Genomic DNA, 22123 nt, shown 5'->3' with positions numbered 1-22123 from the left:
ATGACCGACGAAACCAGTAAAACGCCAGCCGGCCCGGATAACGATGCGCCGGCAAGGGACCTGTCGCCCGCCGCGCGGCGGGCGCTGGCCGAGGCCGAGGCACGGCGTACCGCGTATCGCGAGAAGGAAGCGAAGCTGCCGAAGGAGATCGGCGGCCGTGGCGGCAAGGAACCCGGCCGCTATGGCGACTGGGAGGTCAAAGGCCTGACCAGCGACTTCTAGGGTGCGTTGATATCCAGGTGAGGCCGGCCTGCAAACGGCGGCTTCCTGCGCCTCCGGTGCTTCAAGCGGCGCTGCGCTGGCCCTCGAGCGCCAGCCAACCGCGCTCGTCGATGGTGATGCCGACATTGTCATAGCCCGCGATCGCGGCATGCGGCGTTTGCAGCGGGTGCGAATGTGTGGCGTTGATCACCATGACCGCGGCCTGCGCGGCCTCTGCCGCCGCGATGCCGGCCGGCGCATCCTCGAACACCAGGCAGTCGCGCGCGTCGAAGCCGAGCCGTTGCGCGCCAAGCCGGAAACAGTCGGGGGCCGGCTTGCCGCGGGAAACGTCCTCCGCCGCAACGATGACCGCGGGGACAGGAATGCCGGCGGCCTCCATGCGTGCAAGCGCGAGCGAGCGCGGCGCCGAGGTGACGATCGCCCAGCTTTCGCCCGGCAGCGCCTTGAGAAACGCCACGGCGCCGGCGATCGGGACAATGCCGTCCAGGTCGGCGGCCTCGGCCTTCAGCAGCAGGTCGGCCTCATGCGCCGGGTCGACGCCTGGAAGGGCAAGGTTGGTGATGGTCTCGATCGCCCGTACGCCGTGGATCGTCGGCAGGAAGGCCGCGACGTCGAGGCCATGACGGTGCGCCCAGTCGCTCCACACCCTCTCCGCCGAGGCGATGGAATTGATGAGCGTGCCGTCCATGTCGAAAAGGAAGGCCGCGAATTTTCTGCCAGCAAACATGATTTTCCTTGAAGTCCGGGGGAGCGTGTCGAGGGAGGGCGCAACCGTAACGTCAAGGCGCGGGCATGGAAAGGCACGAGGGCGTATTTTGCGGCGGTCCAGGGAACCACGACCACCTTACGACGTTTGAACGACATTATTTTTCACGACGATCGAAGGGGACCCGCGATGCTGATCCGGCTCGGCTACGAAATTGCCATTGAATGCGCAGAGGCCACCCCGGTAATTTCGCTGCTCGAGATCCACAAGGACAGGCAAGCAGACATCAAGCGGCAGACGCGGGTGCTGACTTCGCCTTCGGTGCCGACCAGGCTCTACCACGATCTGCATGGCAATGGCTGTCGCCGCTTCACCGCACCAGCCGGTACCTTTCGCATCCTCTACGACGCAGTGGTCGAAGACAGTGGCGAGACCGACGAGGTCAACACGCTGGCCCGGGAAGTGCCGGTGCCCGAATTGCCCGACGAGGTGCTCTTCTATCTCCTGGGCAGCCGCTATTGCGAGACCGATCACCTCAGCAGTCTCGCCTGGCAGCTGTTTGGCCATCTTCCCTCCGGCTGGGCACGGGTGCAGGCGATCGTCGACTATGTCCACAACCGGCTGTCGTTCGGTTATGGCTATGCGCGATCGACCCGCACGGCGGCGCAGGCGCATGAGGAGCGGGTCGGCGTCTGCCGCGACTTCGCCCATCTGGCGATCACGCTCTGCCGCTGCATGAACATTCCGGCGCGCTATGTGAACGGCTATCTCGGCGATATCGGCGTGCCGCCCGATCCGGCGCCGATGGATTTCTCGGCCTGGATGGAAGTGTTCCTCGACGGCAAGTGGTACACGTTCGATCCACGCCACAACCAGCCCCGGACCGGCCGCGTCGTCATCGCGCGCGGCCGCGACGCCACCGACGTGCCCTTGCTGCACAGCTTTGGTCCGCACCGGCTCAGCCTGTTCAAGGTGTGGACCTATGAGCAGGAGGGCAGATTGTTCAATCCGCCCTATCACGGCATCGACAGGACAGTCAGCGCACAGATGCTGGCTTAGTCCTTCGAACCGTTTGTGTTCCGCAATCCCGGGACAGTTGGCCCGCTTCGGCACAGAAGGCCTGTGCCGCAACAGGACGTCGCGGAGCATTCCGCGCCTGCCTCGCTTCGAGCATGGTAAGCAGTCCGTAAACACCGCCGAAGCCGCGACTTTCCGTTTACCAGTCATTCACCTTCGAAACAGCCGAAATCCAACAAAAACAATAGGCTGAGGGTTCAAGGCTCGGTTCCTGCGCCCGACGAGCGGCTTCCGGCTGGAATCCTGCATTGCCCTCATTGCGGCGACGAGGCCGAGGCAAGCGGAGGCTGTTGGATGCGAAATTGCGGGGGTCTTGTTCACGCGGTCGGCGGGTTCGCCAGACACAGCGGTGGAAATTTCGCGATCCTGTTCAGCTTTGCTGCCTCGGTCTTGGCGCTGGCCGCCGGCTTCTCGGTCGACATCTCGCAGCTCTACAACGCCAAATCGAGCCTGCAAGGCGTGGTCGACGCCGCGGTGACATCGACGGCGCGCGACCTGACGACCGGGGTCATCAAGGAGGCCGACGCCAACAAGGCGGTGCAGAGCTTTCTCGTGGCCAACAGCACGGCGGGCATTCTGCAGCCCGACCAGATCGTGCTCGACAGACTGATCGTCGACAGGACCGCCAACACGGTGCAGGCGGATGCCCATGTCGATGTCGCCCTGTTCTTCCCGGTTTTCGGCATGGGCAATATGAAGCGCGTCACCGCGTCGACGACATCGCTTTATTCGGACAAGACCATCGAAGTGGCGATGATGCTCGATGTGACGGGATCGATGGCCGGTCAGAAAATCAAGGACCTGAAGACCGCCGCGGCCAATGCGGTTGACAGTTTCCTGGGGGGACAGGATCCAAACAGGCCGCGGGTGCGCGTGTCCATCGTGCCCTATGCCAACTCGGTCAACGCCGGTCAGCTGGCCGCCAGCAGCGTCTATGTTGAAACCAACGCCAGCCAGCGCAAGCAGGCGCCCGGTAATGCAAGCGCTCAGCTTGCCTCGGCGTCGCCGCGCCCCGACAATTGCGCCACCGAACGCAAGGGGGCCGATCAGTATTCGGACGCGGGTCCCGACTCCAGCATGGTCAATCGCGACTATCTGCTGTCAGGCTTTGCCGCGAAAACAGGCACCGCCGCTTGCCCGGTCGCCGCGCTCGTGCCTCTGACGGGCGACGCCGCCACACTCAAGAATGTCATCAAGGATCTTGTCGCTTCGGGCGGTACCGCCGGCCATATCGGCGTCCAGTGGACCTGGTACATGCTCTCGGAAAGCTGGGGCAGCGTGCTCAACGCTTCGCAGCGGCCAGCCAAGTTCGATCCGAAGAAAGTCGGCAAGTACGCGATCCTGATGACGGACGGCGAATTCAACCTGTCCTATTTCGACGCCACCGGCGTCGACGGGGTCTACAACGACGCCGGCAAGGAAACGACCCGCACGGCGGCGACGAAGCTCTGCGCCGCCATGCGCGACAAGGGCATAGAAATCTTCACGATCGGCTTCAAACTCGATGAGGCGAATGCGGTCACGACGCTGCAGGCTTGTGCCAGCCCCGATACGGGTTCGGCCAAGCACTTCTACCAGGCCGCCGACGGCGTCGAACTGGATACGGCCTTTCAGACGATCGCCCGCAACATCGAAACCCTTGCGCTGACGCAATAGGGCTCGGCCCAAAGGAAAAGGCCGCCGCTTCTTTCGAAGCCGGCGGCCTTCCGTGTTTCCGTCCATGGCGCGGCCTGTGGCGGCAACCCCTTCGGGTTACCTGCCGCGCATCTCGCGCCTTAACGGGAAGACTGCTTCCCGAAAGTGCAATCCGCTGAGGCCACGTTCTGGAAAACGAAATCACTCGACATCGGATCACCTCCTTTCGATTTGTTGAACACATCCTCATGATGGGGTGCGTCGCGGGAAATGACAAGTGCCGGGCTGAAAAAGGAGCCTCGTCGGAAAATGTCGCCCAATCGGGTCTGCGTGCTCCGGCTTGCGATCAGCGGCCCAAACAGACAACATGGCAACATCGGTCACGGGAGGGACCATGGACGCAACCGAGAGAGCCGCGCGCATCGTTCGAACGGTGATCGAGGCGCTGAAGCCGGGCTTTGCCGTCAGGCTGTGGACCGGGGAACGGATCGGTCCAGCCGGCGGCCCGGTGCTTGCCATCAATGACCAGGATATCGTCTGGCAACTGGCCCGCCGGCCGAATTTCTCGACTCTGCTCGAAATGTGGATTTCCAGGACGATCGACGTCGAGGACGGGTCGCTGTTCGATCTCTATGCCCTGCCGTCAAAGGGTAAGCTGAGGCTGAAGGCGTTGCCGAAGCTGGCGATCCTGCGCGACCTGCCGGTCGTGCTGTTTTCGCGGCGGCAGATGACGAGACGGGCCGATCTTGCCGGACGCAACCCTTTCGTCAGCGGCTCGAACAAGCAGGCGATCGAACATCACTACGACATCTCGAACGCCTTCTACGGGCTCTTCCTCGACGAGCGCATGGTCTACACCTGCGCCTATTTCACCGATTTCGCCAACGGCATCGACCAGGCGCAGAAGGACAAGCTCGATCATATCTGCCGCAAGCTCAGGCTGAAGCCGGGCGACCGGCTGCTCGACATTGGCTGCGGCTGGGGCGCGATGCTGATCCATGCCGCCAAGCACTATGGCGCCGTCGGCCATGGTGTGTCGCTGTCGGAGGAACAGACCCGGCTGGCGCGCGAGCGCATCCGTGCCGAAGGGCTGGATGACAGGATCACCATCGACATCAAGTCCTACACCGAGCTCGACGGCAGCTATGACAAGATCTCGTCGATCGGCATGTTCGAGGCGGTCGGCCTCGCCAACCACGCGACCTATTTCTCGACCGTCCACCGGCTCTTGAAGCCGGGTGGTATCTACCTGCACCATGCCATCACGAGGCGCGGCAAGGGCGGCACGCGCAAGACTTTGCGCAAGGGCGCGGAATACAAGGCGCTGATAAAATACATCTTCCCCGGCGGCGAGGTCGACACGATCGGCATGACGCTCGGCAATCTCGAGACGCACGGCTTCCTTGTCGCCGACGTCGAGAACCTGCGCGAGCATTATGCCCGCACCTGCAGGCTGTGGGCCGAGCGCCTGCAGGCCCGCTTCGACGAGGCTATCGCCGAGGTCGGCGAGCCCAAGGCGCGGCTGTGGCTGCTTTATCTCACCGGCTGTTCAATCACCTTCGATCGCGGCTCGGCGCAGATTTTCCAGACAGTCGCCACCAAGCGCGCGCGGGGGCCAAGCGGCCTGCCGCCGACGCGGGCGGATCTTTACCGGTAACCTACACGAAGCGCATCGTCGCGCCGATCTCGACGCGCGCCGGCCGGTCCACCGTGCAGTAGACGCCGAGATTGTGCGCGTTGTGGCGGACCAGATTGCGCAGGATCGCCGGGTCGTCATCGAAGCCGTCCTGGGCGATGATGGTGAAGCCGCAGCGGCGGCAAGGTTCGGATATCGTCAGGAGCAATTCGCCGACGGCAAGCTTGCGACCGATCCATTCGGTTTCAGGAAATGAGCCCTCTACCGCCGCCATGTCGACAACGATGTTGGGGCGAAAGCGGCGCGGGTCGGCGGCGCCATCCGGATGCAGCGCCTTCAGCCGCGCCAGCGACGCCGTGGTCAAAAGGTGGATCGGCGCCTTGGTGTAGCGCGCGGCGGTGACCGGACCGGCATAGGCCGGCGGCGCATTCTCCTGACCAAACGGCCGGATCGAGGCGGCGAAGCCGAGATAGCCCGATATGGCACGGTCGCATTCGGCGCCGGGTGCGCTCAGCCAGTCGCCGCCAGGGACGGCGACCTCCAGGGCGCGATCATTGGCCAGCCGGGTGCGGATGCGCGGCACCTTGTGCCATTTCGCCTCGCGGTCGGGCCGGGCAATCTCGTTGTCCGAGACATCGACGAGGCCGAACATGCGATCGCCCGCCATGCCCGCCGGTCCGACCAGGATGGCGTCCTGACGCTCGCCGGCGAGTGAACTCGCCGGATAACGCCAGAGCTCCGCGACAGTGCCGATATCATTCATTCCGCCGGTCTCTCGTTGGCCGGGCTTGCCGCGACCTTCGACCAGTCGTTGTCAGCCCTTCTTGTTCTGCCGGTTGGCGATGAGATCGTCAACGACGGCCGGATCGGCGAGCGTCGAGGTGTCGCCAAGAGCGGCAAAATCGTCCTCGGCGATCTTGCGCAGGATGCGGCGCATGATCTTGCCCGAACGTGTCTTGGGCAGGCCGGGGGCGAACTGGATCTTGTCGGGCGAAGCGATGGCGCCGATTTCCTTGCGGACATGGGCGATGAGCTCCTTGCGCAGATCCTCGGTCGGCTCCACCGCCTTCATCAGGGTGACGTAACTGTAGATGCCCTGGCCCTTGATGTCGTGGGGATAGCCGACGACGGCGGCCTCCGAGACCTTGTCATGGCTGACCAGCGCCGATTCGACCTCGGCCGTGCCCATGCGATGGCCGGAGACGTTGATGACGTCGTCGACGCGGCCGGTGATCCAGTAGTAGCCGTCGGCGTCGCGGCGGCAGCCGTCGCCGGTGAAGTACTTGCCCTTGTAGGTCGAGAAATAGGTCTGCACGAAACGGTCGTGATCGCCATAGACCGTGCGCATCTGGCCCGGCCAAGAATCGGTGATGCAGAGATTGCCGTCGGCGGCCCCTTCCAGCACCTTGCCTTCGCCGTCGACCAGCTGAGGCTTGACGCCGAAGAAGGGCCGCGTTGCCGAACCGGGCTTGAGATCGGTGGCGCCCGGCAGCGGCGTGATCAGGATGCCGCCGGTCTCGGTCTGCCACCATGTGTCGACGATCGGCACCTTGCCGTTGCCGACGATGTTGAAATACCACTCCCAGGCTTCCGGATTGATCGGCTCGCCGACCGAGCCAAGCACGCGCAGCGATTTGCGCGAGGTCTTCTTCACCGGATCGTTGCCGGCGCCCATCAGCGCGCGCAGCGCCGTCGGGGCGGTGTAGAAGATGTTGACCTTGTGCTTGTCGATGACTTCCCAGAAGCGCGACTGCGACGGGTAGTTCGGCACGCCCTCGAACATCAGCGTGGTGGCGCCGTTGGCGAGCGGGCCATAGACGATATAGCTGTGGCCGGTGACCCAGCCGACATCGGCGGTGCACCAGTAGATGTCGCCGTCATGGTAGTCGAAGACATATTGGTGGGTCATCGAGGCATAGACGAGATAGCCGGCGGTGGTGTGCAGCACGCCCTTCGGCTTGCCGGTCGAGCCTGAGGTATAGAGGATGAACAGCGGGTCTTCCGCCTTCATCTTCTCGGGCTTGCACTCGGCCTTCACCGTCGCGACCTCGTCGTGATACCAGAGGTCACGGCCCGGCGCCCAGCCGATCTTGCCGCCGGTGCGGCGCACGACGAGGACGTTCTTCACCATGACGAAGTTCTTCGCGGCGATATCGATCGCCTTGTCGGTGTTCTCCTTCAGCGGAATCGACTTGCCGCCGCGCAGGCCTTCATCCGATGTGATGACGAAGGTCGATTCGCAGTCGACGATGCGGCCGGCCAGCGCATCGGGCGAGAAGCCGCCGAAGACGATCGAGTGAATGGCGCCGATACGCGTGCAGGCCAGCATCGCATAGGCGGCTTCCGGGATCATCGGCATGTAGATGGTGACGCGGTCGCCCTTCTTGACGCCGTGTTTCTTCATCACATTGGCGAGCCGGCAAACATGCTCGTAGAGCTCGTTATAGGTGATCTTCTTGTCGTCGTAGGGGTTGTCGCCCTCCCAGATTATGGCGGTCTGGGTGCCGCGCTTCTTCAGATGGCGGTCGATGCAATTGTACGAGACATTGGTCAGCCCGTCCTCGAACCACTTGATCGAGACCTTGCCGTCGAAGGAGGTGTTCTTGACCTTGCTGAAGGGTTTGAACCAGTCGATGCGCTTGCCGTGCCTGCCCCAGAACTTGTCCGGGTTCTTGATGCTGTCGGCATACCATTTCAGGTAAGTGTCGTTGTCGATCAGCGCGTTCTTCTTCCACGCCGGCTGGACGCGATGGACATGAACCTCGGACATTCCTGACTCTCCTCCCAAACCAATCCGCCGGCTTGAACCGCCGGCTGGATCACGGCGAAACGGCCGCGAATTCGGCGGCATTATTACCAGTTCCGGCGTTACGGCAATATTAGACGTTGGGTTTGCGTGGCGGGATGCCGCAGGGGGTTTTTCCGGGATTGTCAGCACTCGAATTGGTTCGCTGCTAACTGCATGTTTTCTCATGCTAAACCCGGTTTGGGTGAAGAAAAAATCAATAGACGATTAATCAACGGCGCGCACAATAACCCTTGGGAGGAAAGGAGAATCAACCAAGGACCGCCAAGGGGGACCGCAATGCGCGACCATGCCGAAATGGACCTGATGCTCAGGGGTTATGGCCTGACCACGGCCAAGATTCTTTATCATTTCCCCGACCATCCGCATCTCCTGCAGAGCTTCGTCTGGCAGGACTACGACATCGCTCCGACGTTTCCGGTGCTGATCAAATTCATCGAATTCTGGAAGGCCAAGCTCGACGGGCCGCTGCACTCGGTCGTCTACACGCACCAGAAGCTGATCGCGCCGAATGAATGGCGCAAGGTCGATGGCGAGTTCGTGCTGCATTAGGGCATAGCGCAGGCACCTTTATCGACGGCTAGAGATTGGCGGAAACGCCCATCGCTTCGTCATCCTCGGGTCTTCGCGACGCCGCTCCGCCCGTGGATGACGAAGTTGAGGGGATACTCCCCAATGTCTATGCGGTCCCCGAACGTGGGACGCGACTTAATTACACCGCCGGCGGGTTGAGCCGGGCGAAGCCTTCCTGCCGTCGATAGGGGAAATACGGGTAGGGCGCTGTTACTTCGCTGGCCGCATCGAGTTTTTTCATCTGCTCCGGTGTCAGCGACCAACCGACGGCGCCAAGGTTCTGGCGCAGTTGCTCCTCGTTGCGGGCGCCAATGATGACGGAGGAAACAGTCGGGCGCTGCAACAGCCAGTTGATGGCGATCTGCGGCACGGTCCTGCCGGTTTCCTGCGCCACTGCGTCCAGCGCATCCATCACCCGGTAGAGATGCTCGTCCTCGACCGGCGGGCCGAAGCTTGCGGTGTCGTGCAGCCGGCTCTTCTCCGGCAGCTTCTGGCCACGGCGGATCTTGCCGGTCAGCCGCCCCCAGCCGAGCGGGCTCCACACCAGCGCGCCGACGCCCTGGTCGAGGCCGAGCGGCATCAGTTCCCACTCATAGTCGCGGCCGACCAGAGAGTAGTACACCTGGTGCGCGACGTAGCGCGGGTAGCCATGCTTGTCGGCCTCCGCCAGCGACTTCATCACCTGCCAGCCGGAGAAGTTGGAGACGCCGACATAGCGCAGCTTGCCGGCGCGCACGAGTTCGTCCAGCGTCGACAGCACTTCCTCGATCGGCGTCCCGGCATCGAAGGCATGCAGTTGCAACAGGTCGATATAGTCGGTGCCGAGGCGCTTCAGCGCGGCGTCCACGGATTTGATCAGGCGCGAACGCGAAGAGCCGTAGTCGGCAGGACCGTCACCCATCGGCAAGGACGTCTTGGTCGAGATCAGCACGGCGTCGCGCCGGCCCTTGATGGCTTCGCCGAGCACCTCTTCCGAGGCGCCGTTCGAATAGACGTCGGCAGTGTCGAACAGATTGACGCCGGCTTCCAGGCAAATGTCGACCAGCCGCCGTGCTTCCCTGGCGTCGCTGTTGCCCCAGGCGCCGAACAGCGGGCCGGAGCCGCCGAAAGTTCCCGCGCCAAATGAGAGTGCGGGCACCTTGAGGCCCGATGCGCCGAGACGTCGATAGTCCATTTTCTTACTCCTGGTGGTTTGGAAAGAGGTGAGAAATCCGGTCCGTCGACAAGCGTCAGGACCGGACGGAGACAGGCGCGCCGAGCGCGTTGGTGCGATCGAGGCGCAGCGCCAGCCCGGCCACGGCGAGTGCCGCGACCGGCAGCAAGGCGGCGACCCAGGTGAGCGAACCCAGCCCAAGCCCATGGGCGATGACCGCGCCGCCAAGCCAGGCGCCGGCGGCGTTGCCGAGATTGAAGGCGGCGATGTTGAAGGAGGAGGCCAGGCTCTGGCCGGCGCCTTGCGCCTTGTCCAGCACCCACATCTGCAACGGCGCCACGGTACCGAAGGCGGCGGCCCCCAGCAGGCCGACATAGATCACCGCCAGGACCTGGCTGTGGATGGCGAAGCTCATGGTCGCCAGCACCACGGCCAGCACCACGAGGCTGCCCAGCACCGCCGGCACCAACCAGCGGTCGGCGATCTTGCCGCCGGCGAGGTTGCCGGCGATGAGGCCGCCGCCGAAGACGAGCAGGATCGGCGACACGGCCGCTTCCTTGAAGCCGCTGATCTCGGTCAGCAGCGGGGCGATGTAGGTGAAGACGGCAAAGACGCCGGCATAGCCGAGCACGGTGGTGGCGAGGCCGAGCAGGACCGGCGTGCGGCGCAGCACGGCAAGGTCGGCGCGCAAATCGCTCTTTTCGGGTGCGACCTCGCTGCGCGGCACCAGGGCCAGGATGACGGCGAAGGCCGCGAGGCCGACCGCGGTCACCGCCCAGAAGGTCGCGCGCCAGCCGAAGGCCTGGCCGAGCCAGGTGCCGAAGGGCACGCCGAGGATGTTGGCGATGGTGAGCCCGGTGAACATCAGCGCGATCGCCGAAGCCTTCTTGTTGGGCGCGACCAGGCCGGTGGCGACGACGGAACCGACGCCGAAGAAAGTGCCATGGGCAAAGGCGGTGATGATGCGGGCCCCCATCAGGGTCCAATAATCGGGCGCCAGCGCACAGGCGAGATTGCCCAGCGTGAAGATCGCCATCAGCGCCAGAAGCACGGTCTTGCGCGGCCAGTTGCCGGTGGCGATGGTGAGCAGCGGCGCGCCGACGACGACGCCCAGCGCATAGCCCGAAATGAGCTGGCCGGCGGCCGAGATCGAGACGCCGAGGTCCTTGCTGACATCGATGAGCAGACCCATGATGACGAATTCGGTGACACCGATGCCAAAGGCACCGGCGGCGAGGGCGTAGAGAGCAAGAGGCATGGCGGTTCCCACTTTGGCGACGACGAGCGCCTTGTCCAAACCGCGCTCCGAGCCAGAAGATCGTGTCGCCATGCACTGTGAACCAGACTTGTGTTGGGCACATTTTCTGTGAAATAGATTCACAAATGGCCAGGCCCGACATCAACCGCTCCGGCGAGATCGAAGTCTTCGTGCGCGTTGTCGAGGCGGGCAGCTTCTCGGCGGCCGCGCGCACGTTGCGCATGACGCCGTCGGCCGTCAGCAAGCTGATCGCGCGGCTGGAAGCCCGGCTCGGCGCGCGGCTGGTCAGCCGCTCGACGCGCAAGCTGCAGCTGACGCCGGAGGGAACGGCGTTCTACGATAGCGGATTGCGCATCCTGGCCGACATGGCCGCGGCCGAGCGCGAGGCCGCGGCGGGTGCCGCACCGCGCGGGCGGCTGCGTGTCAACACCTACGTGCCCTTCGGCGTGCACCGGCTGATCCCGCTCTTGCCGCGCTTCCTCGAACGCTATCCCGAAATTTCGGTCGATCTGGTGCTGACCGACAGCGTCATCGACCTGATGGCCGAACGCGCCGATGTCGCCATCCGTGCCGGGCCGCTCGGCGAATCGCGGCTGGTGGCCCGCAAGCTCGGGCAGAGCCCGGTGGTGGTGGTTGCGGCCCCGTCCTATCTCGAAGCGCACGGCACGCCGCTGACGCCGGCCGATCTCGATGGGCACAATCGCATGGGCTTCGGCTTCGTCAGGCACATCGATGGCTGGCCGTTTGTCGACGCTGCCGGCAACGCGGTGATGGTGCCGATCACCGGCAACATGCTGGTCAGCGACGGCGAGGCGATGCGGCTGATGACGCTGGCCGGAGCCGGCATCTCCCGCTTGGCGCGCTGGCATGTCGCGGCCGACATCGCTGCCGGGCGGCTGGTGGCGCTGCTGGAGGATTTCAATCCGGGCGACGAGGAGGCGACCCACGCCGTCTATGTCGGCCAGGGCCGGCATCTGCCGGCGCGGGTGCGGGCCATTCTCGATTTTCTGGCCGAGACTGTGGGCCTCTGAAGAACCGCGGTTTTAAGGTCTGTTCGACAACCCGGCAGGGGGCGGGATATGGAATCCCGTCCGTTCATCACAGGCGCCTCGCGCCCAGGCACGGAGAGCGTCGGCAATTCAGGAGGCATGGATTGGTCCGCTTGTCCTTGGTCACGGCATCCCTGCTTGCCATCGTGACATGGCTGCATGTCCCGACGATCAGCGAGGCTGCCGAGGCCGCCAAAGCCGCCCCACCTGCCGCGAACGCCAGTGACGACGACGTCAAGCACCTGCTCTCGGTGGTTCTGGCGGAAACGGAGGATTTCTGGGGCGCCACCTTCAAGGCTGGCGGCTCGACCTATGAGGAGCCCAAGCTGGTGCTGTTCACCGGCTTCATCGCCACCGCGTGTGGTCCTGTCTCAGGGACATCATACTGCGCGGCGGACCACAGAATTTATCTCGATCCGGCGTTTCCCGAGCTTCGAGACGTTGGGTCGACCGGCGACTTCGCCAAGGCGCTGATTCTCGCCCGAGAAGTTGGGCACCATGTGCAGAACATCTCCGAAGTTCCGCGCCCTGATGTAACCGACGGCAACCAGCAAGCCGCGATCATCCGATCGGAACGGGTCGAGCTCCAGGCCGATTGTCTTGCCGGACTGTGGAGCCGCTATGTCCGGGACCAGCACCTGCTTGAAGACAGCGATCTGACGCAGGCCAGAGGGCTCCTTCGAGCTCTCGGAGATGATCAGCCCGCCAATGCCTCCAGAAATTCGACGGTCAGGAGGTACGGCACCTCGGAACAGAGGATCCGCTGGTTTGATCGGGGCCTTGCCGGAAAAGCGATCGCGGACTGCAACACTTTTGCCGATCCGCTTTGATACCGAGCCCGTCGCCCTGCCGGGCGGGTTGCGCCATCACTGGCCGATGGCCTTCAAGGCGTTCCTGATCTTTTCGATAACCGTGCCGATGTCCGACCGCCCGGATGTGTACTCTCCATCCGGGTCATAATACGCGTCCCGCAGCTGCTCCAAACGAGCAATTACGGCGGCTGCATAGTCATGCGCCGTACCGGCGACGACGACCTTTTCGAATTCGCCTTGTGCGGCACTGACCGCACCGACGCAGACTTTCCAATCGTAAGGGCTGGCAGAAGCCGCGGCCTGGCGATCAGCCATGATCGCGACGATGCTGTCCCGAAATTGCGCGGCGGATGGTGCCATTGTCGCCTCAGATCCCCATGTGCCGCTCCGGCTTCATCATGGTAGCCGCAATCGCGGCCGGTACAAGGCGGCCGCGCGGCCCCTGCGAAGCGCGAAAAAGCCGCGCGCCCGAAGGGACGCGCGGCTTTTTGGAAAATCGTGCTGGAGACGGATTACCCCTTCGGCACGAACGGCGCCGGGCGACGGCCAGCCGCCTGGCGCTCCAGCATCCAGCCGGGATATTCGGCCGGCAGCGCACTGACCTCGTCGAGCCTGGCGAGATCGTCCGCGTCGAGCTTCACGTCAGTCGCGGCAAGGTTCTGCTCCAGCTGATCCATGCGGCTGGCGCCGATGATCACGCTCATCACGAAGGGCTTGGCCAGGACATAGCCGAGCGCCACGGTCGCAACGCTGACGTCATGCTTTTTGGCGATCTCGCGCATGACCGCGACGGCTGCCCAGGCGCGGTCCTCGTTGACCGGCGGGAAGTTGAAGGACGCGCGGCGACCCTCGCCATTGCCGGGCGCGCCGGGACCGTATTTGCCGGAAAGCAGGCCGCCCGCCATCGGCGACCACACCATCAGGCCGAGCTTTTCTTCGTTGATGAGCGGCACGATCTCACGCTCGAGGTCGCGGCCGGCGATGGAATAATAGGACTGGATGGTCTCGAAACGGGCAAGGCCCTTGCGGTCGGCGATGCCAAGCGCCTTGGCGATGCGCCATGCCGCCCAGTTGGAAACGCCGACATAACGAACCTTGCCGCTGGCAACGAGATCGTCCAGCGCCCGCAGCGTCTCGTCGATCGGCGTCACGGCGTCGGTGCCGTGCAGCTGGTAGAGATCGATATGGTCGAGCTGCAGCCGTTCGAGGCTGGCATCGACCGAATCCATGATGTGGCCGCGCGAGGAGCCGCGCTCGTTCGGACCCTGGCCCATGGCGCCATGCACCTTGGTGGCGATGACGACATCCGAACGTTTGACGCCTAGGTCCCTGAGCGACTGTCCGAGCAGGCGCTCGGACTCGCCGAAGGAGTAGACATCGGCCGTGTCGAAGAAATTGACGCCGGCGGCGATCGAGCGGCTGACGATCTCGTTGACGCCCTTCTGGTCGAGGCTGGCGATCAGGCCCCATTGGGCATTCTGGCCGGCGGCGCCGAAGGTCATGGTGCCGAGGCACAGTTCGGAGACGAACATCCCCGTATTTCCAAGCTGGTTGTAACGCATGGCGAAGGCTCCAGGAGAAATGTGTGATGACACAAAACAAATAGGAACGGAACGTTTCGTTTCCAGTCGTGGCGCAATGACGCTTATCGACTGGCCCAACGATTTGGGAATGAGCCGGCACTGCCTCGCGTACGACCGGCGGTGATGCGGCCCCAAGCCAGCGCGACCTCTTCCGTGACAGCAAGAATACGGTCGGCATTGTCCCGCCGAAGCTCCCTTAGCCACAGATCAAGGCGTGTCGCCTTCTCGGGGTCGACCTTGCGTAGCTTGATGATCCCACGCTCGGCCTCTCCAAGCGTGATGACGCTGAGACTCACCGATGTTGGATCCACCGAAGCCAGCCATGCAGTCGGCTTGGATAGTCGCCTCTGAACATCCGAGACGATGTTCGTCTCCAGCAGATACATCAGAGATCGACGTCCCGGATCATTGTCTCCGTCCGGCGGTTGACCTCTTCGGCGAAATCATCGTCCCAAACCGGACCAGTCAAAAGATACTCGGCCAATGACTTCTTCTTTCCGGCCAAGCGGTCGTAATCCTCGGCGGAAAGCACCACTGCGGCGCGCTCTCCACGCAATGTCACCGTCTGCGGTCCCTCGCTACGCGCGCGCTGGACCACCTTGGAAAAATTGTTCTTCGCGTCCTGAAGGTGCCAGTTCATAGAATGCTAGCTTGGCTAGATATAGCGCCCGGTGAAGCGGCAAGGAATGCTGTGTTGGCGCCGCCGGACTACCGGCTGCCGAAGATCGCCGAGCCGACGCGGACGCTGGTGGCGCCGAAGGCGATGGCCGTCTCGTAGTCGCCGGACATGCCCATCGACAGCTTTTCGACGCCGGCCTCGCGAGCAAGCTTTTCCAGCAGGGCGAAATGCGGGCCGGGGTTCTCGTCGGCCGGCGGGATGCACATAAGCCCTTCGACGGCGAGCCCGTGGACATCACGGCAGCGGGCGACGAAAGCCACGGCGTCGCGCGGCTCGATGCCGGCCTTCTGCGGCTCGGAGCCGGTGTTGACCTGGACATAGAGTTTCGGCGCGCGGCCTTGCCTGGCGATTTCCTTGGCGAGTTCGGCGGCGATTTTCTCGCGGTCGACCGTCTCGATGACGTCGAACAGCGCCACCGCTTCCTTGGCCTTGTTCGATTGCAGCGGACCAATGAGATGCAATTCGATATCGGCAAATGCCTGCTTCAGATCAGGCCATTTGCCTTGCGCTTCCTGCACGCGGTTCTCGCCGAAGACGCGCTGGCCGGCCTCGATGACGGGGCGGATGTCGGCGGCGTCAAAGGTCTTGGAGACGGCCACCAGCGTCACCGCGCCGGCCTCGCGGCGGGCCTCGTGCTCGGCTGCGGCGATCTTCGCCTTGACCGCGTAAAACTGCTGAACGGTGTCACCCATATGCAAATCCCGCTGTTTTGACCCGCGTTTTTAGCCGCTGCGATGCCCATATGGTTGACGGGTTTGCCAAACCATGGTGAACACCCGGACCACATTCCCTGAACCGCAGAGCCAGTCGCCCGCGGTTCGCGCCCGCTTTTAAGTGAAAAACGTCCCATGGCAACCGAACGATACAATCCGCGCGCGTCAGAACCCAAATGGCAGAAGGCCTGGGCCGAAAAGAAGCTGTTCGAGGCGCGCAATGACGACCCCAAGCCGAAATACTACGTGCTGGAAATGTTCCCCTATCCGTCGGGGCGCATCCATATCGGCCACACCCGCAATTACACGATGGGCGACGTGGTGGCGCGCTACAAGCGGGCCAAGGGCTTCAACGTGCTGCATCCGATGGGCTGGGACGCCTTCGGCATGCCGGCCGAAAACGCGGCGATGCAGAACAAGGTCCACCCCAAGGAGTGGACCTACCAGAACATCGCCACCATGCGCGAGCAGCTCAAGGTCATGGGCCTGTCGCTGGACTGGGCTCGCGAATTCGCCACCTGCGACGTCGATTACTACCACCGCCAGCAGATGCTGTTCCTCGATTTCGTCGAAAAGGGGTTGGTGACGCGCAAATCCTCCAAGGTCAACTGGGACCCGGAGGACATGACCGTGCTCGCCAACGAGCAGGTCATTGACGGGCGCGGCTGGCGTTCCGGGGCGCTGGTCGAACAGCGCGAACTGACGCAGTGGTTCTTCAAGATCACCGACTATGCGCAGGACCTGCTGGATTCGCTCGACGGCCTCGACGAATGGCCCGAAAAAGTGAAGCTGATGCAGCAGAACTGGATCGGCCGCTCGGAAGGCCTGCTGATCCGCTGGCCTCTGGCCTCGGACGTAGCCGGCGAGCATGAGCTGGAAGTCTACACGACGCGGCCCGACACCATTTTCGGCGCCTCGTTCATGGCTGTCGCCGCCGATCATCCGCTGGCCAAGAAGGCCGCCGAGACCAATCCGGAACTGGCGAAGTTCATCGACGAAGTCCGCCATATGGGCACTTCGGTGGCCGCACTTGAGACGGCCGAGAAGAAGGGTTTCGACACCGGCATCCGCGTCGTCCATCCCTTTGACGACAGCTGGACGCTGCCTGTCTACGTAGCCAATTTCGTGCTGATGGAATACGGCACCGGCGCCATATTCGGCTGCCCGTCCGGCGACCAGCGCGACCTCGACTTCGCCAACAAATACGGCTTGCCGGTGATCCCGGTGGTGATGCCGGAAGGCGGCGATGCGAAGTCGTTCCAGATCACGGAAGAAGCGTATGTCGACGACGGCGTGATGATCAATTCACGCTTCCTCGACGGCATGAAGCCGGACCGCGCCTTCGACGAAGTGGCGAAGCTCTTGGAGCAGAAGACGATCGGCAACCGGCCGATGGCCGAGCGCAAGGTGAATTTCCGCCTGCGCGACTGGGGCATTTCGCGCCAGCGCTACTGGGGCTGCCCGATCCCGATGATCCATTGCGAGGATTGCGGCGTGGTGCCGGTGCCGAAGGCCGACCTGCCGGTCAAGCTGCCCGACGATGTCGATTTCGACCGGCCGGGCAACCCGCTCGACAGGCATCCGACCTGGCGGCATGTGAAGTGCCCGCAATGCGGCAAGGACGCACGCCGCGAGACCGACACGATGGACACTTTCGTCGATTCGTCCTGGTATTTCGCCCGCTTCACCGCGCCCTGGGCGCATGAGCCGACCGATCCCAGGGCGGCGAACGAATGGCTGCCGGTGGACCAGTATATTGGCGGCATCGAGCACGCGATCCTGCACCTGCTCTATTCGCGCTTCTTCACCCGCGCCATGCGCGCGACCGGGCATCTCGACCTTGCCGAGCCGTTCAAGGGCCTGTTCACGCAAGGCATGGTGGTGCACGAGACCTACCGCGTCGGTGGCGCCTCGAACAATGGCCGCTGGCTGTCGCCGGCTGAGGTCAGGATCGAGGATGCCGAAGGCAAGCGCCGCGCCATCGAGATCGCCACCGGCGAAGAGGCGGCGATCGGCTCGCTCGAAAAGATGTCGAAGTCGAAGAAGAACACGGTCAGCCCGGAAGACATCACCGACGGCTACGGCGCCGACACGGCGCGCTGGCTCATGCTGTCGGATTCGCCGCCCGAGGGCGACGTCGAGTGGACCGACGATGGCGCCGCCGGCGCGCACCGCTTCATGCAGCGCATCTGGCGGCTGGTGTCGACGGCGGCCGAGACGCTGGCAGGCGTCAAGCCCGCAACGGCCGACGCCGGCGAGGCGGGAGCGGTCTCCAAGGCCACGCACAAGATCCTGAAGGCGGTCGGCGAGGACATCGAGAAGCTCGGCTTCAACCGTGCCATCGCCCGCATCTATGAACTGGCCAATGTGCTGACAACGCCGCTCAACCAGGTGGCGGAAGGCAAGGCCGATCCGGCACTGCAGGGCGCCTGCCGCGAGGCGGTGGAGATCCTGGTGCATCTGATCGCGCCCGTCATGCCGCATCTGGCCGAAGAGTGCTGGGAGACGCTCGGCGGCACCGATCTGGTCGCCGAACGGCCATGGCCGGTCTTCGACCCGGCGCTGGTCGTCGACAACCAAGTGACCTATCCGGTGCAGGTCAACGGCAAGAAGCGGGGGGATTTGACAATTGCCCGCGACGCGGACCAAGGTGCGGTCGAAAAAGCGGTATTGGCTCTCGACTTCGTGCAGAAAGCACTCGAAGGTAAGGCTCCGCGCAAGGTGATCATCGTGCCGCAGAGGATCGTCAATGTCGTTGCCTGATCGGGAAAAGACAGAGCTGAGCCGTCTGTTGCGCCGCGTGGCGCTCGCCGGCCTTGTCGGCTCGCTGGCGCTGGTTTCGGCCTGCACGGTGCGGCCGCTCTATTCCAACGCGCCTTTGTCGACGGGCTCGAGCGCCAATGCCGAAATGGCATCGATCGCCATCAAGCCGGTCAAGACGCGTTATGCCCAGCAGGTGCGCAACAACCTGATCTTCGGCTTCGGGCGGGGTGCCGGCGAACCGGCGTCGCCGCTTTATTCGCTTGATCTCAGCGTGACCGAATCCGTTGAATCCTCGGCCCTCGTGCAGGTCGGTACCGATGAAGACGAGCCGACCGCCGGCTCGGTGACGCTGACCGCCAGCTATACGCTGACCGATGCGAAAACCGGCGCCGTCGTCACGGTCGGCAAGCGCTCGATCACCTCGTCCTTCGACAGGCCGCGCCAGGAATTTGCCTCGTACCGGGCGCAGATCGACGCCGAGAACCGCGCCGCGCGCGAACTGGCCGAGGCGCTGCAGCTGTCCATCGCCCAGGATCTGGTCCGGCATGGAAAGGCGGGCAGCTAGCGCCCCTCTTCGGTTCACGGAAACGCCATCTCGGTCCTGATGCACGGCCCGCTTTGCGGTGGCCGAGAGTTCATTTTTTAACCTGACGCACGTGCGTGAGTGGATGATCGTGGGGTGACGATCATCGGCTCGAATCCGGCTCGCGCGCCATCGCCGCGAAAGATATTTTTCGGCCGCTCCAAAACGCTGACGGGAAGCAACTGTTAACCACTCGCTCCCTATGTCTCAGCAGACATTTCAGAGTGAGTCTTGAGAATGGAATCCAAGCGTTTTCCTCGGGTCAATTCATTGAAGCCAGCTTCGCCCGATGACCCCGAGGGAAAGCGTTTCAATGGCATGAGTGGCAAGGTGGATGGCCAGCAGTCCAGCGCGGCCGGGGCCGGCAATTTGCCGCAGCCTGTCGATCTCGGCGGCAACGAAAGCCCCGCCTGGCAGGAGTATTTTTTCCTGGCACCCAATGTGCGGTTTACCCGCACGCCGGACTACGAAGCCAGCACGCGCCATCCGCGCCCGGTCACCTCCGAGCAGGATGAACAGCCGGCGCGGCAAGCCGTCGCACAGCCTGCCGCGACAGCACCGTCGTCCGTGGTCCCGTCCTCGTCGTTGGCGGCGGCGATGAAAAGCCGGAACGCTGCTTTGGAAGCCGCCCGGCCGCCCGCCGGCAACAAGGCCGTGACGCATGAACGATCACCCGCCTCGGCACCTGTTCCGCCAAGGCATGCCGGCGAAAAGGCGCGGACTGTCGTGACGGCCGGTCCGAGGACCGCAGCGACAGCACATGCATCGGCGCCGGCCGCGCCTGCCCAGGCAATGGCGGCGCGGGTCAGGACAACAGACCGCGAAACTGTCCGCTGGCCCTATCTGTCGGATCACGTCTTCTTCGAGCTCATGGCGCCTTACATGATCGAAGGTTCTTCGCCCGCGTCGCGAGCCGTTCCGGTTCCGCGCGCCGCCCCGCCGGTTGCCGTCGGACGGGTCGATGTCCGCGCCGCGCCCACGGCCGACCCGACCGCGTTGTTCCGCGTGATCGACTGCCTTCCAGGTCAGCAGGCTCCCGCCGCTTTGCCGGATGTCCGGCCGGCCAACTCCAACGAAGCCGTAGTTCAGCCGGCGGCGGCAAGTGTGCCGCAACGAGCCCGGGAGCGGGTTGCAGCCCCTGCCGCCGCAGGCAATTCCGCTCCGGCGCAGGTCGCGGAGGAGACCGTTCAGCTTCCGGCCCCGCGCGCCTCTTCGCCGCTGCCAATGGTCGGCAAGATCGTGCCGGCCACGACCGGCGAGGCGTACGAACTTCCCTCGGAAGAGCTGCTGCAGCAGCCGCCGGAAGGGCAGGGTTTCTACATGTCGCAGGAGCGGCTCGAGCAGAATGCCGATCTGCTGGAAAGCGTGCTGGAGGATTTCGGCGTCAAGGGCGAGATCATCCATGTTCGCCCGGGCCCGGTCGTCACCCTTTATGAGTTCGAGCCGGCGCCGGGCGTCAAATCGTCCCGCGTCATCGGCCTCGCCGACGACATCGCCCGCTCCATGTCGGCGATTTCGGCGCGCGTCGCCGTCGTGCCCGGCCGCAACGTCATCGGCATCGAGCTGCCGAACGAGACGCGCGAGACCGTGTATTTCCGCGAGCTGATCGAATCGCAGGGTTTCCGCAAGACCAGCTGCAAGCTGGCGCTTTGCCTCGGCAAGACGATCGGCGGCGAGCCTGTCATCGCCGAACTGGCGAAGATGCCGCATCTGTTGGTCGCCGGCACCACCGGCTCCGGCAAGTCGGTCGCCATCAACACCATGATCCTGTCGCTGCTCTACCGGCTGAAGCCGGAAGAATGCCGGCTGATCATGGTCGATCCGAAGATGCTGGAACTCTCCGTCTATGACGGCATCCCGCATCTTCTGACGCCCGTCGTCACCGATCCCAAGAAGGCCGTCACGGCGCTCAAATGGGCAGTGCGCGAGATGGAGGACCGCTATCGCAAGATGGCGCGGCTCGGCGTGCGCAACATCGACGGCTACAATGAGCGCGCCGCCCAGGCCCGCGACAAGGGCGAGGCGGTCGTCATGACGGTGCAGACCGGCTTCGAAAAGGGCACCGGCGAGCCGCTGTTCGAGCAGCAGGAAATCGATCTTGCGCCGATGCCCTACATCGTCGTCATCGTCGACGAGATGGCCGACCTGATGATGGTCGCCGGCAAGGAGATCGAAGGCGCCATCCAGCGCCTGGCGCAGATGGCGCGCGCCGCCGGCATCCATCTGATCATGGCCACGCAGCGCCCCTCGGTCGATGTCATCACTGGCACGATCAAGGCCAACTTCCCGACCCGCATATCCTTCCAGGTCACCTCCAAGATCGACAGCCGCACCATCCTGGGCGAGCAGGGCGCCGAGCAGCTGCTCGGCCAGGGCGACATGCTGCACATGATGGGCGGCGGGCGCATTTCACGCGTGCACGGCCCCTTCGTTTCCGACGCCGAGGTCGAACATGTCGTGGCGCATCTGAAGGCGCAGGGCCGCCCGGAATATCTGGAAACCGTGACCGCCGACGAGGACGAGGAAGAGGTCGACGACGACCAGGGCGCGGTCTTCGACAAGGGATCGGTCGCCGCCGAGGACGGCGATTCCAGCTATGAGGAAGCGGTCAAGGTTGTGGTGCGCGACAAGAAGTGTTCGACGTCCTACATCCAACGCCGGCTCGGCATCGGCTACAACCGCGCCGCTTCCCTGGTCGAGCGCATGGAGAAGGAAGGCCTGGTCGGCGCGCCCAACCATGTCGGCAAGCGCGAGATCATCATGGGCCGGCGCCCGCAGGCAGCCGCGCCTGACGATGACAGCGCGGAATGATCGGCGGCGCTTTCGGCGATCGGGCTTCTTCGGAATAAGAAAAAAGGCCGGTTGCCCGGCCTTT

Annotated in this window: 20 protein-coding genes; 10 read left to right on the top strand and 10 right to left on the bottom strand. The window is 64.0% G+C overall.

The window, feature by feature from the left end; translation table 11 throughout:
• Window positions 1–222 (top strand): DUF1674 domain-containing protein, encoded by a 222-nt coding sequence (locus QQK95_RS26045; RefSeq protein ID WP_284277260.1) that lies wholly within the window; start codon window positions 1–3, stop codon window positions 220–222.
• Between the two features lie 61 nt (window positions 223–283).
• Here QQK95_RS26045 and QQK95_RS26040 read toward each other — a convergent pair whose 3' ends face one another.
• Window positions 284–949, bottom strand: coding sequence for an HAD-IA family hydrolase (locus tag QQK95_RS26040; RefSeq protein ID WP_284277259.1), 666 nt, complete (start codon window positions 947–949; stop codon window positions 284–286).
• Window positions 950–1117: 168 nt separating this feature from the next.
• On the opposite strand from QQK95_RS26040, the gene QQK95_RS26035 reads away from it, so the two are divergent.
• The 3 genes from QQK95_RS26035 to QQK95_RS26025 all read left to right on the top strand — a co-directional run bounded on the left by QQK95_RS26035 (window position 1118) and on the right by QQK95_RS26025 (window position 5297).
• Window positions 1118–1987, top strand: a complete 870-nt coding sequence (locus tag QQK95_RS26035) for a transglutaminase-like domain-containing protein (protein ID WP_284277258.1) — start codon at window positions 1118–1120, stop codon at window positions 1985–1987.
• A gap of 312 nt (window positions 1988–2299) precedes the next feature.
• A complete protein-coding gene (locus QQK95_RS26030; RefSeq protein WP_284277257.1) occupies window positions 2300–3661 on the top strand; it encodes a pilus assembly protein TadG-related protein in 1362 nt (453 codons plus the stop codon).
• Between the two features lie 373 nt (window positions 3662–4034).
• A complete protein-coding gene (locus QQK95_RS26025) occupies window positions 4035–5297 on the top strand; it encodes an SAM-dependent methyltransferase (protein WP_284277256.1) in 1263 nt (420 codons plus the stop codon).
• Window position 5298: 1 nt separating this feature from the next.
• Here QQK95_RS26025 and QQK95_RS26020 read toward each other — a convergent pair whose 3' ends face one another.
• Window positions 5299–6039, bottom strand: a complete 741-nt coding sequence (locus QQK95_RS26020) for an MOSC domain-containing protein (protein WP_284277255.1) — start codon at window positions 6037–6039, stop codon at window positions 5299–5301.
• Between the two features lie 51 nt (window positions 6040–6090).
• Window positions 6091–8046 carry an acetate--CoA ligase gene (gene acs, locus QQK95_RS26015; RefSeq protein ID WP_284277254.1) on the bottom strand — a complete coding sequence of 652 codons (1956 nt, stop codon included), beginning with the start codon at window positions 8044–8046 and terminating at the stop codon, window positions 6091–6093.
• A gap of 315 nt (window positions 8047–8361) precedes the next feature.
• Between acs and QQK95_RS26010 the strand changes: the two genes are divergently transcribed.
• Entirely contained in the window at window positions 8362–8634 is a 273-nt protein-coding gene (locus tag QQK95_RS26010) for an usg protein (protein ID WP_284277253.1), read from the top strand.
• Between the two features lie 160 nt (window positions 8635–8794).
• Here QQK95_RS26010 and QQK95_RS26005 read toward each other — a convergent pair whose 3' ends face one another.
• Together QQK95_RS26005 and QQK95_RS26000 are read right to left on the bottom strand one after the other, a co-directional pair.
• Complete coding sequence (locus QQK95_RS26005; protein ID WP_284277252.1) at window positions 8795–9829, bottom strand: aldo/keto reductase; 1035 nt, start codon at window positions 9827–9829, stop codon at window positions 8795–8797.
• Between the two features lie 55 nt (window positions 9830–9884).
• Window positions 9885–11066, bottom strand: coding sequence for an MFS transporter (locus tag QQK95_RS26000; RefSeq protein WP_284277386.1), 1182 nt, complete (start codon window positions 11064–11066; stop codon window positions 9885–9887).
• 125 nt (window positions 11067–11191) lie between these two features.
• Here QQK95_RS26000 and QQK95_RS25995 point away from each other — a divergent pair, with 125 nt between their 5' ends.
• Both QQK95_RS25995 and QQK95_RS25990 read left to right on the top strand, forming a co-directional pair.
• On the top strand, window positions 11192–12097 hold the full coding sequence (locus QQK95_RS25995; protein ID WP_284277251.1) for a LysR family transcriptional regulator: 906 nt from the start codon (window positions 11192–11194) through the stop codon (window positions 12095–12097).
• Window positions 12098–12219: 122 nt separating this feature from the next.
• Entirely contained in the window at window positions 12220–12945 is a 726-nt protein-coding gene (locus QQK95_RS25990; protein ID WP_284277250.1) for a neutral zinc metallopeptidase, read from the top strand.
• Window positions 12946–12981: 36 nt separating this feature from the next.
• Here the strand turns inward: QQK95_RS25990 and QQK95_RS25985 are convergent, their stop codons facing one another.
• From QQK95_RS25985 to QQK95_RS25965, 5 genes are all read right to left on the bottom strand, one after another.
• A complete protein-coding gene (locus QQK95_RS25985) occupies window positions 12982–13287 on the bottom strand; it encodes a hypothetical protein (RefSeq protein ID WP_284277249.1) in 306 nt (101 codons plus the stop codon).
• Between the two features lie 152 nt (window positions 13288–13439).
• Window positions 13440–14489: an aldo/keto reductase gene (locus QQK95_RS25980; RefSeq protein ID WP_284277248.1), complete on the bottom strand. Its 1050-nt coding sequence runs from the start codon at window positions 14487–14489 to the stop codon at window positions 13440–13442.
• Between the two features lie 83 nt (window positions 14490–14572).
• The gene (locus tag QQK95_RS25975) at window positions 14573–14896 is read right to left on the bottom strand and encodes a PIN domain-containing protein (protein ID WP_284277247.1); all 324 of its coding nucleotides are present in this window, start codon (window positions 14894–14896) and stop codon (window positions 14573–14575) included.
• A complete protein-coding gene (locus QQK95_RS25970) occupies window positions 14896–15150 on the bottom strand; it encodes a type II toxin-antitoxin system Phd/YefM family antitoxin (RefSeq protein ID WP_284277246.1) in 255 nt (84 codons plus the stop codon). The genes QQK95_RS25975 and QQK95_RS25970 overlap by 1 nt, the downstream gene beginning before the upstream one ends.
• A gap of 68 nt (window positions 15151–15218) precedes the next feature.
• Entirely contained in the window at window positions 15219–15881 is a 663-nt protein-coding gene (locus tag QQK95_RS25965) for a YggS family pyridoxal phosphate-dependent enzyme (RefSeq protein ID WP_284277245.1), read from the bottom strand.
• Between the two features lie 156 nt (window positions 15882–16037).
• Here QQK95_RS25965 and leuS point away from each other — a divergent pair, with 156 nt between their 5' ends.
• The 3 genes from leuS to QQK95_RS25950 all read left to right on the top strand — a co-directional run bounded on the left by leuS (window position 16038) and on the right by QQK95_RS25950 (window position 22059).
• Window positions 16038–18665 carry a leucine--tRNA ligase gene (gene leuS, locus QQK95_RS25960; RefSeq protein ID WP_284277244.1) on the top strand — a complete coding sequence of 876 codons (2628 nt, stop codon included), beginning with the start codon at window positions 16038–16040 and terminating at the stop codon, window positions 18663–18665.
• Window positions 18652–19230 carry an LPS assembly lipoprotein LptE gene (gene lptE, locus QQK95_RS25955; protein ID WP_284277243.1) on the top strand — a complete coding sequence of 193 codons (579 nt, stop codon included), beginning with the start codon at window positions 18652–18654 and terminating at the stop codon, window positions 19228–19230. The genes leuS and lptE overlap by 14 nt, the downstream gene beginning before the upstream one ends.
• A 255-nt stretch (window positions 19231–19485) precedes the next feature.
• On the top strand, window positions 19486–22059 hold the full coding sequence (locus tag QQK95_RS25950; RefSeq protein WP_284277242.1) for a DNA translocase FtsK: 2574 nt from the start codon (window positions 19486–19488) through the stop codon (window positions 22057–22059).
• Window positions 22060–22123: the final 64 nt, after the last annotated feature.

It is taken from the genome of Mesorhizobium huakuii, assembly GCF_030160235.1.
In the GTDB taxonomy this organism is placed as follows: Bacteria; Pseudomonadota; Alphaproteobacteria; order Rhizobiales; family Rhizobiaceae; genus Mesorhizobium; species Mesorhizobium huakuii.
The sequence above is the reverse complement of the archived record's forward strand: the minus strand, read 5'-3'. Positions and strand labels throughout refer to the sequence as shown.

Excerpts from the sequence above, each read along its gene's own strand:
- QQK95_RS26045 (WP_284277260.1), top strand. The coding sequence starts at position 1 with ATGACCGACGAAACCAGTAAAACGCCAGCCGGCCCGGATAACGATGCG.
- QQK95_RS26040 (WP_284277259.1), bottom strand. The coding sequence starts at position 949 with ATGTTTGCTGGCAGAAAATTCGCGGCCTTCCTTTTCGACATGGACGGC.
- QQK95_RS26035 (WP_284277258.1), top strand. The coding sequence starts at position 1,118 with ATGCTGATCCGGCTCGGCTACGAAATTGCCATTGAATGCGCAGAGGCC.
- QQK95_RS26030 (WP_284277257.1), top strand. The coding sequence starts at position 2,300 with ATGCGAAATTGCGGGGGTCTTGTTCACGCGGTCGGCGGGTTCGCCAGA.
- QQK95_RS26025 (WP_284277256.1), top strand. The coding sequence starts at position 4,035 with ATGGACGCAACCGAGAGAGCCGCGCGCATCGTTCGAACGGTGATCGAG.
- QQK95_RS26020 (WP_284277255.1), bottom strand. The coding sequence starts at position 6,039 with ATGAATGATATCGGCACTGTCGCGGAGCTCTGGCGTTATCCGGCGAGT.
- acs (WP_284277254.1), bottom strand. The coding sequence starts at position 8,046 with ATGTCCGAGGTTCATGTCCATCGCGTCCAGCCGGCGTGGAAGAAGAAC.
- QQK95_RS26010 (WP_284277253.1), top strand. The coding sequence starts at position 8,362 with ATGCGCGACCATGCCGAAATGGACCTGATGCTCAGGGGTTATGGCCTG.
- QQK95_RS26005 (WP_284277252.1), bottom strand. The coding sequence starts at position 9,829 with ATGGACTATCGACGTCTCGGCGCATCGGGCCTCAAGGTGCCCGCACTC.
- QQK95_RS26000 (WP_284277386.1), bottom strand. The coding sequence starts at position 11,066 with ATGCCTCTTGCTCTCTACGCCCTCGCCGCCGGTGCCTTTGGCATCGGT.
- QQK95_RS25995 (WP_284277251.1), top strand. The coding sequence starts at position 11,192 with ATGGCCAGGCCCGACATCAACCGCTCCGGCGAGATCGAAGTCTTCGTG.
- QQK95_RS25985 (WP_284277249.1), bottom strand. The coding sequence starts at position 13,287 with ATGGCACCATCCGCCGCGCAATTTCGGGACAGCATCGTCGCGATCATG.
- QQK95_RS25980 (WP_284277248.1), bottom strand. The coding sequence starts at position 14,489 with ATGCGTTACAACCAGCTTGGAAATACGGGGATGTTCGTCTCCGAACTG.
- QQK95_RS25975 (WP_284277247.1), bottom strand. The coding sequence starts at position 14,896 with ATGTATCTGCTGGAGACGAACATCGTCTCGGATGTTCAGAGGCGACTA.
- QQK95_RS25970 (WP_284277246.1), bottom strand. The coding sequence starts at position 15,150 with ATGAACTGGCACCTTCAGGACGCGAAGAACAATTTTTCCAAGGTGGTC.
- QQK95_RS25965 (WP_284277245.1), bottom strand. The coding sequence starts at position 15,881 with ATGGGTGACACCGTTCAGCAGTTTTACGCGGTCAAGGCGAAGATCGCC.
- leuS (WP_284277244.1), top strand. The coding sequence starts at position 16,038 with ATGGCAACCGAACGATACAATCCGCGCGCGTCAGAACCCAAATGGCAG.
- lptE (WP_284277243.1), top strand. The coding sequence starts at position 18,652 with ATGTCGTTGCCTGATCGGGAAAAGACAGAGCTGAGCCGTCTGTTGCGC.
- QQK95_RS25950 (WP_284277242.1), top strand. The coding sequence starts at position 19,486 with ATGGAATCCAAGCGTTTTCCTCGGGTCAATTCATTGAAGCCAGCTTCG.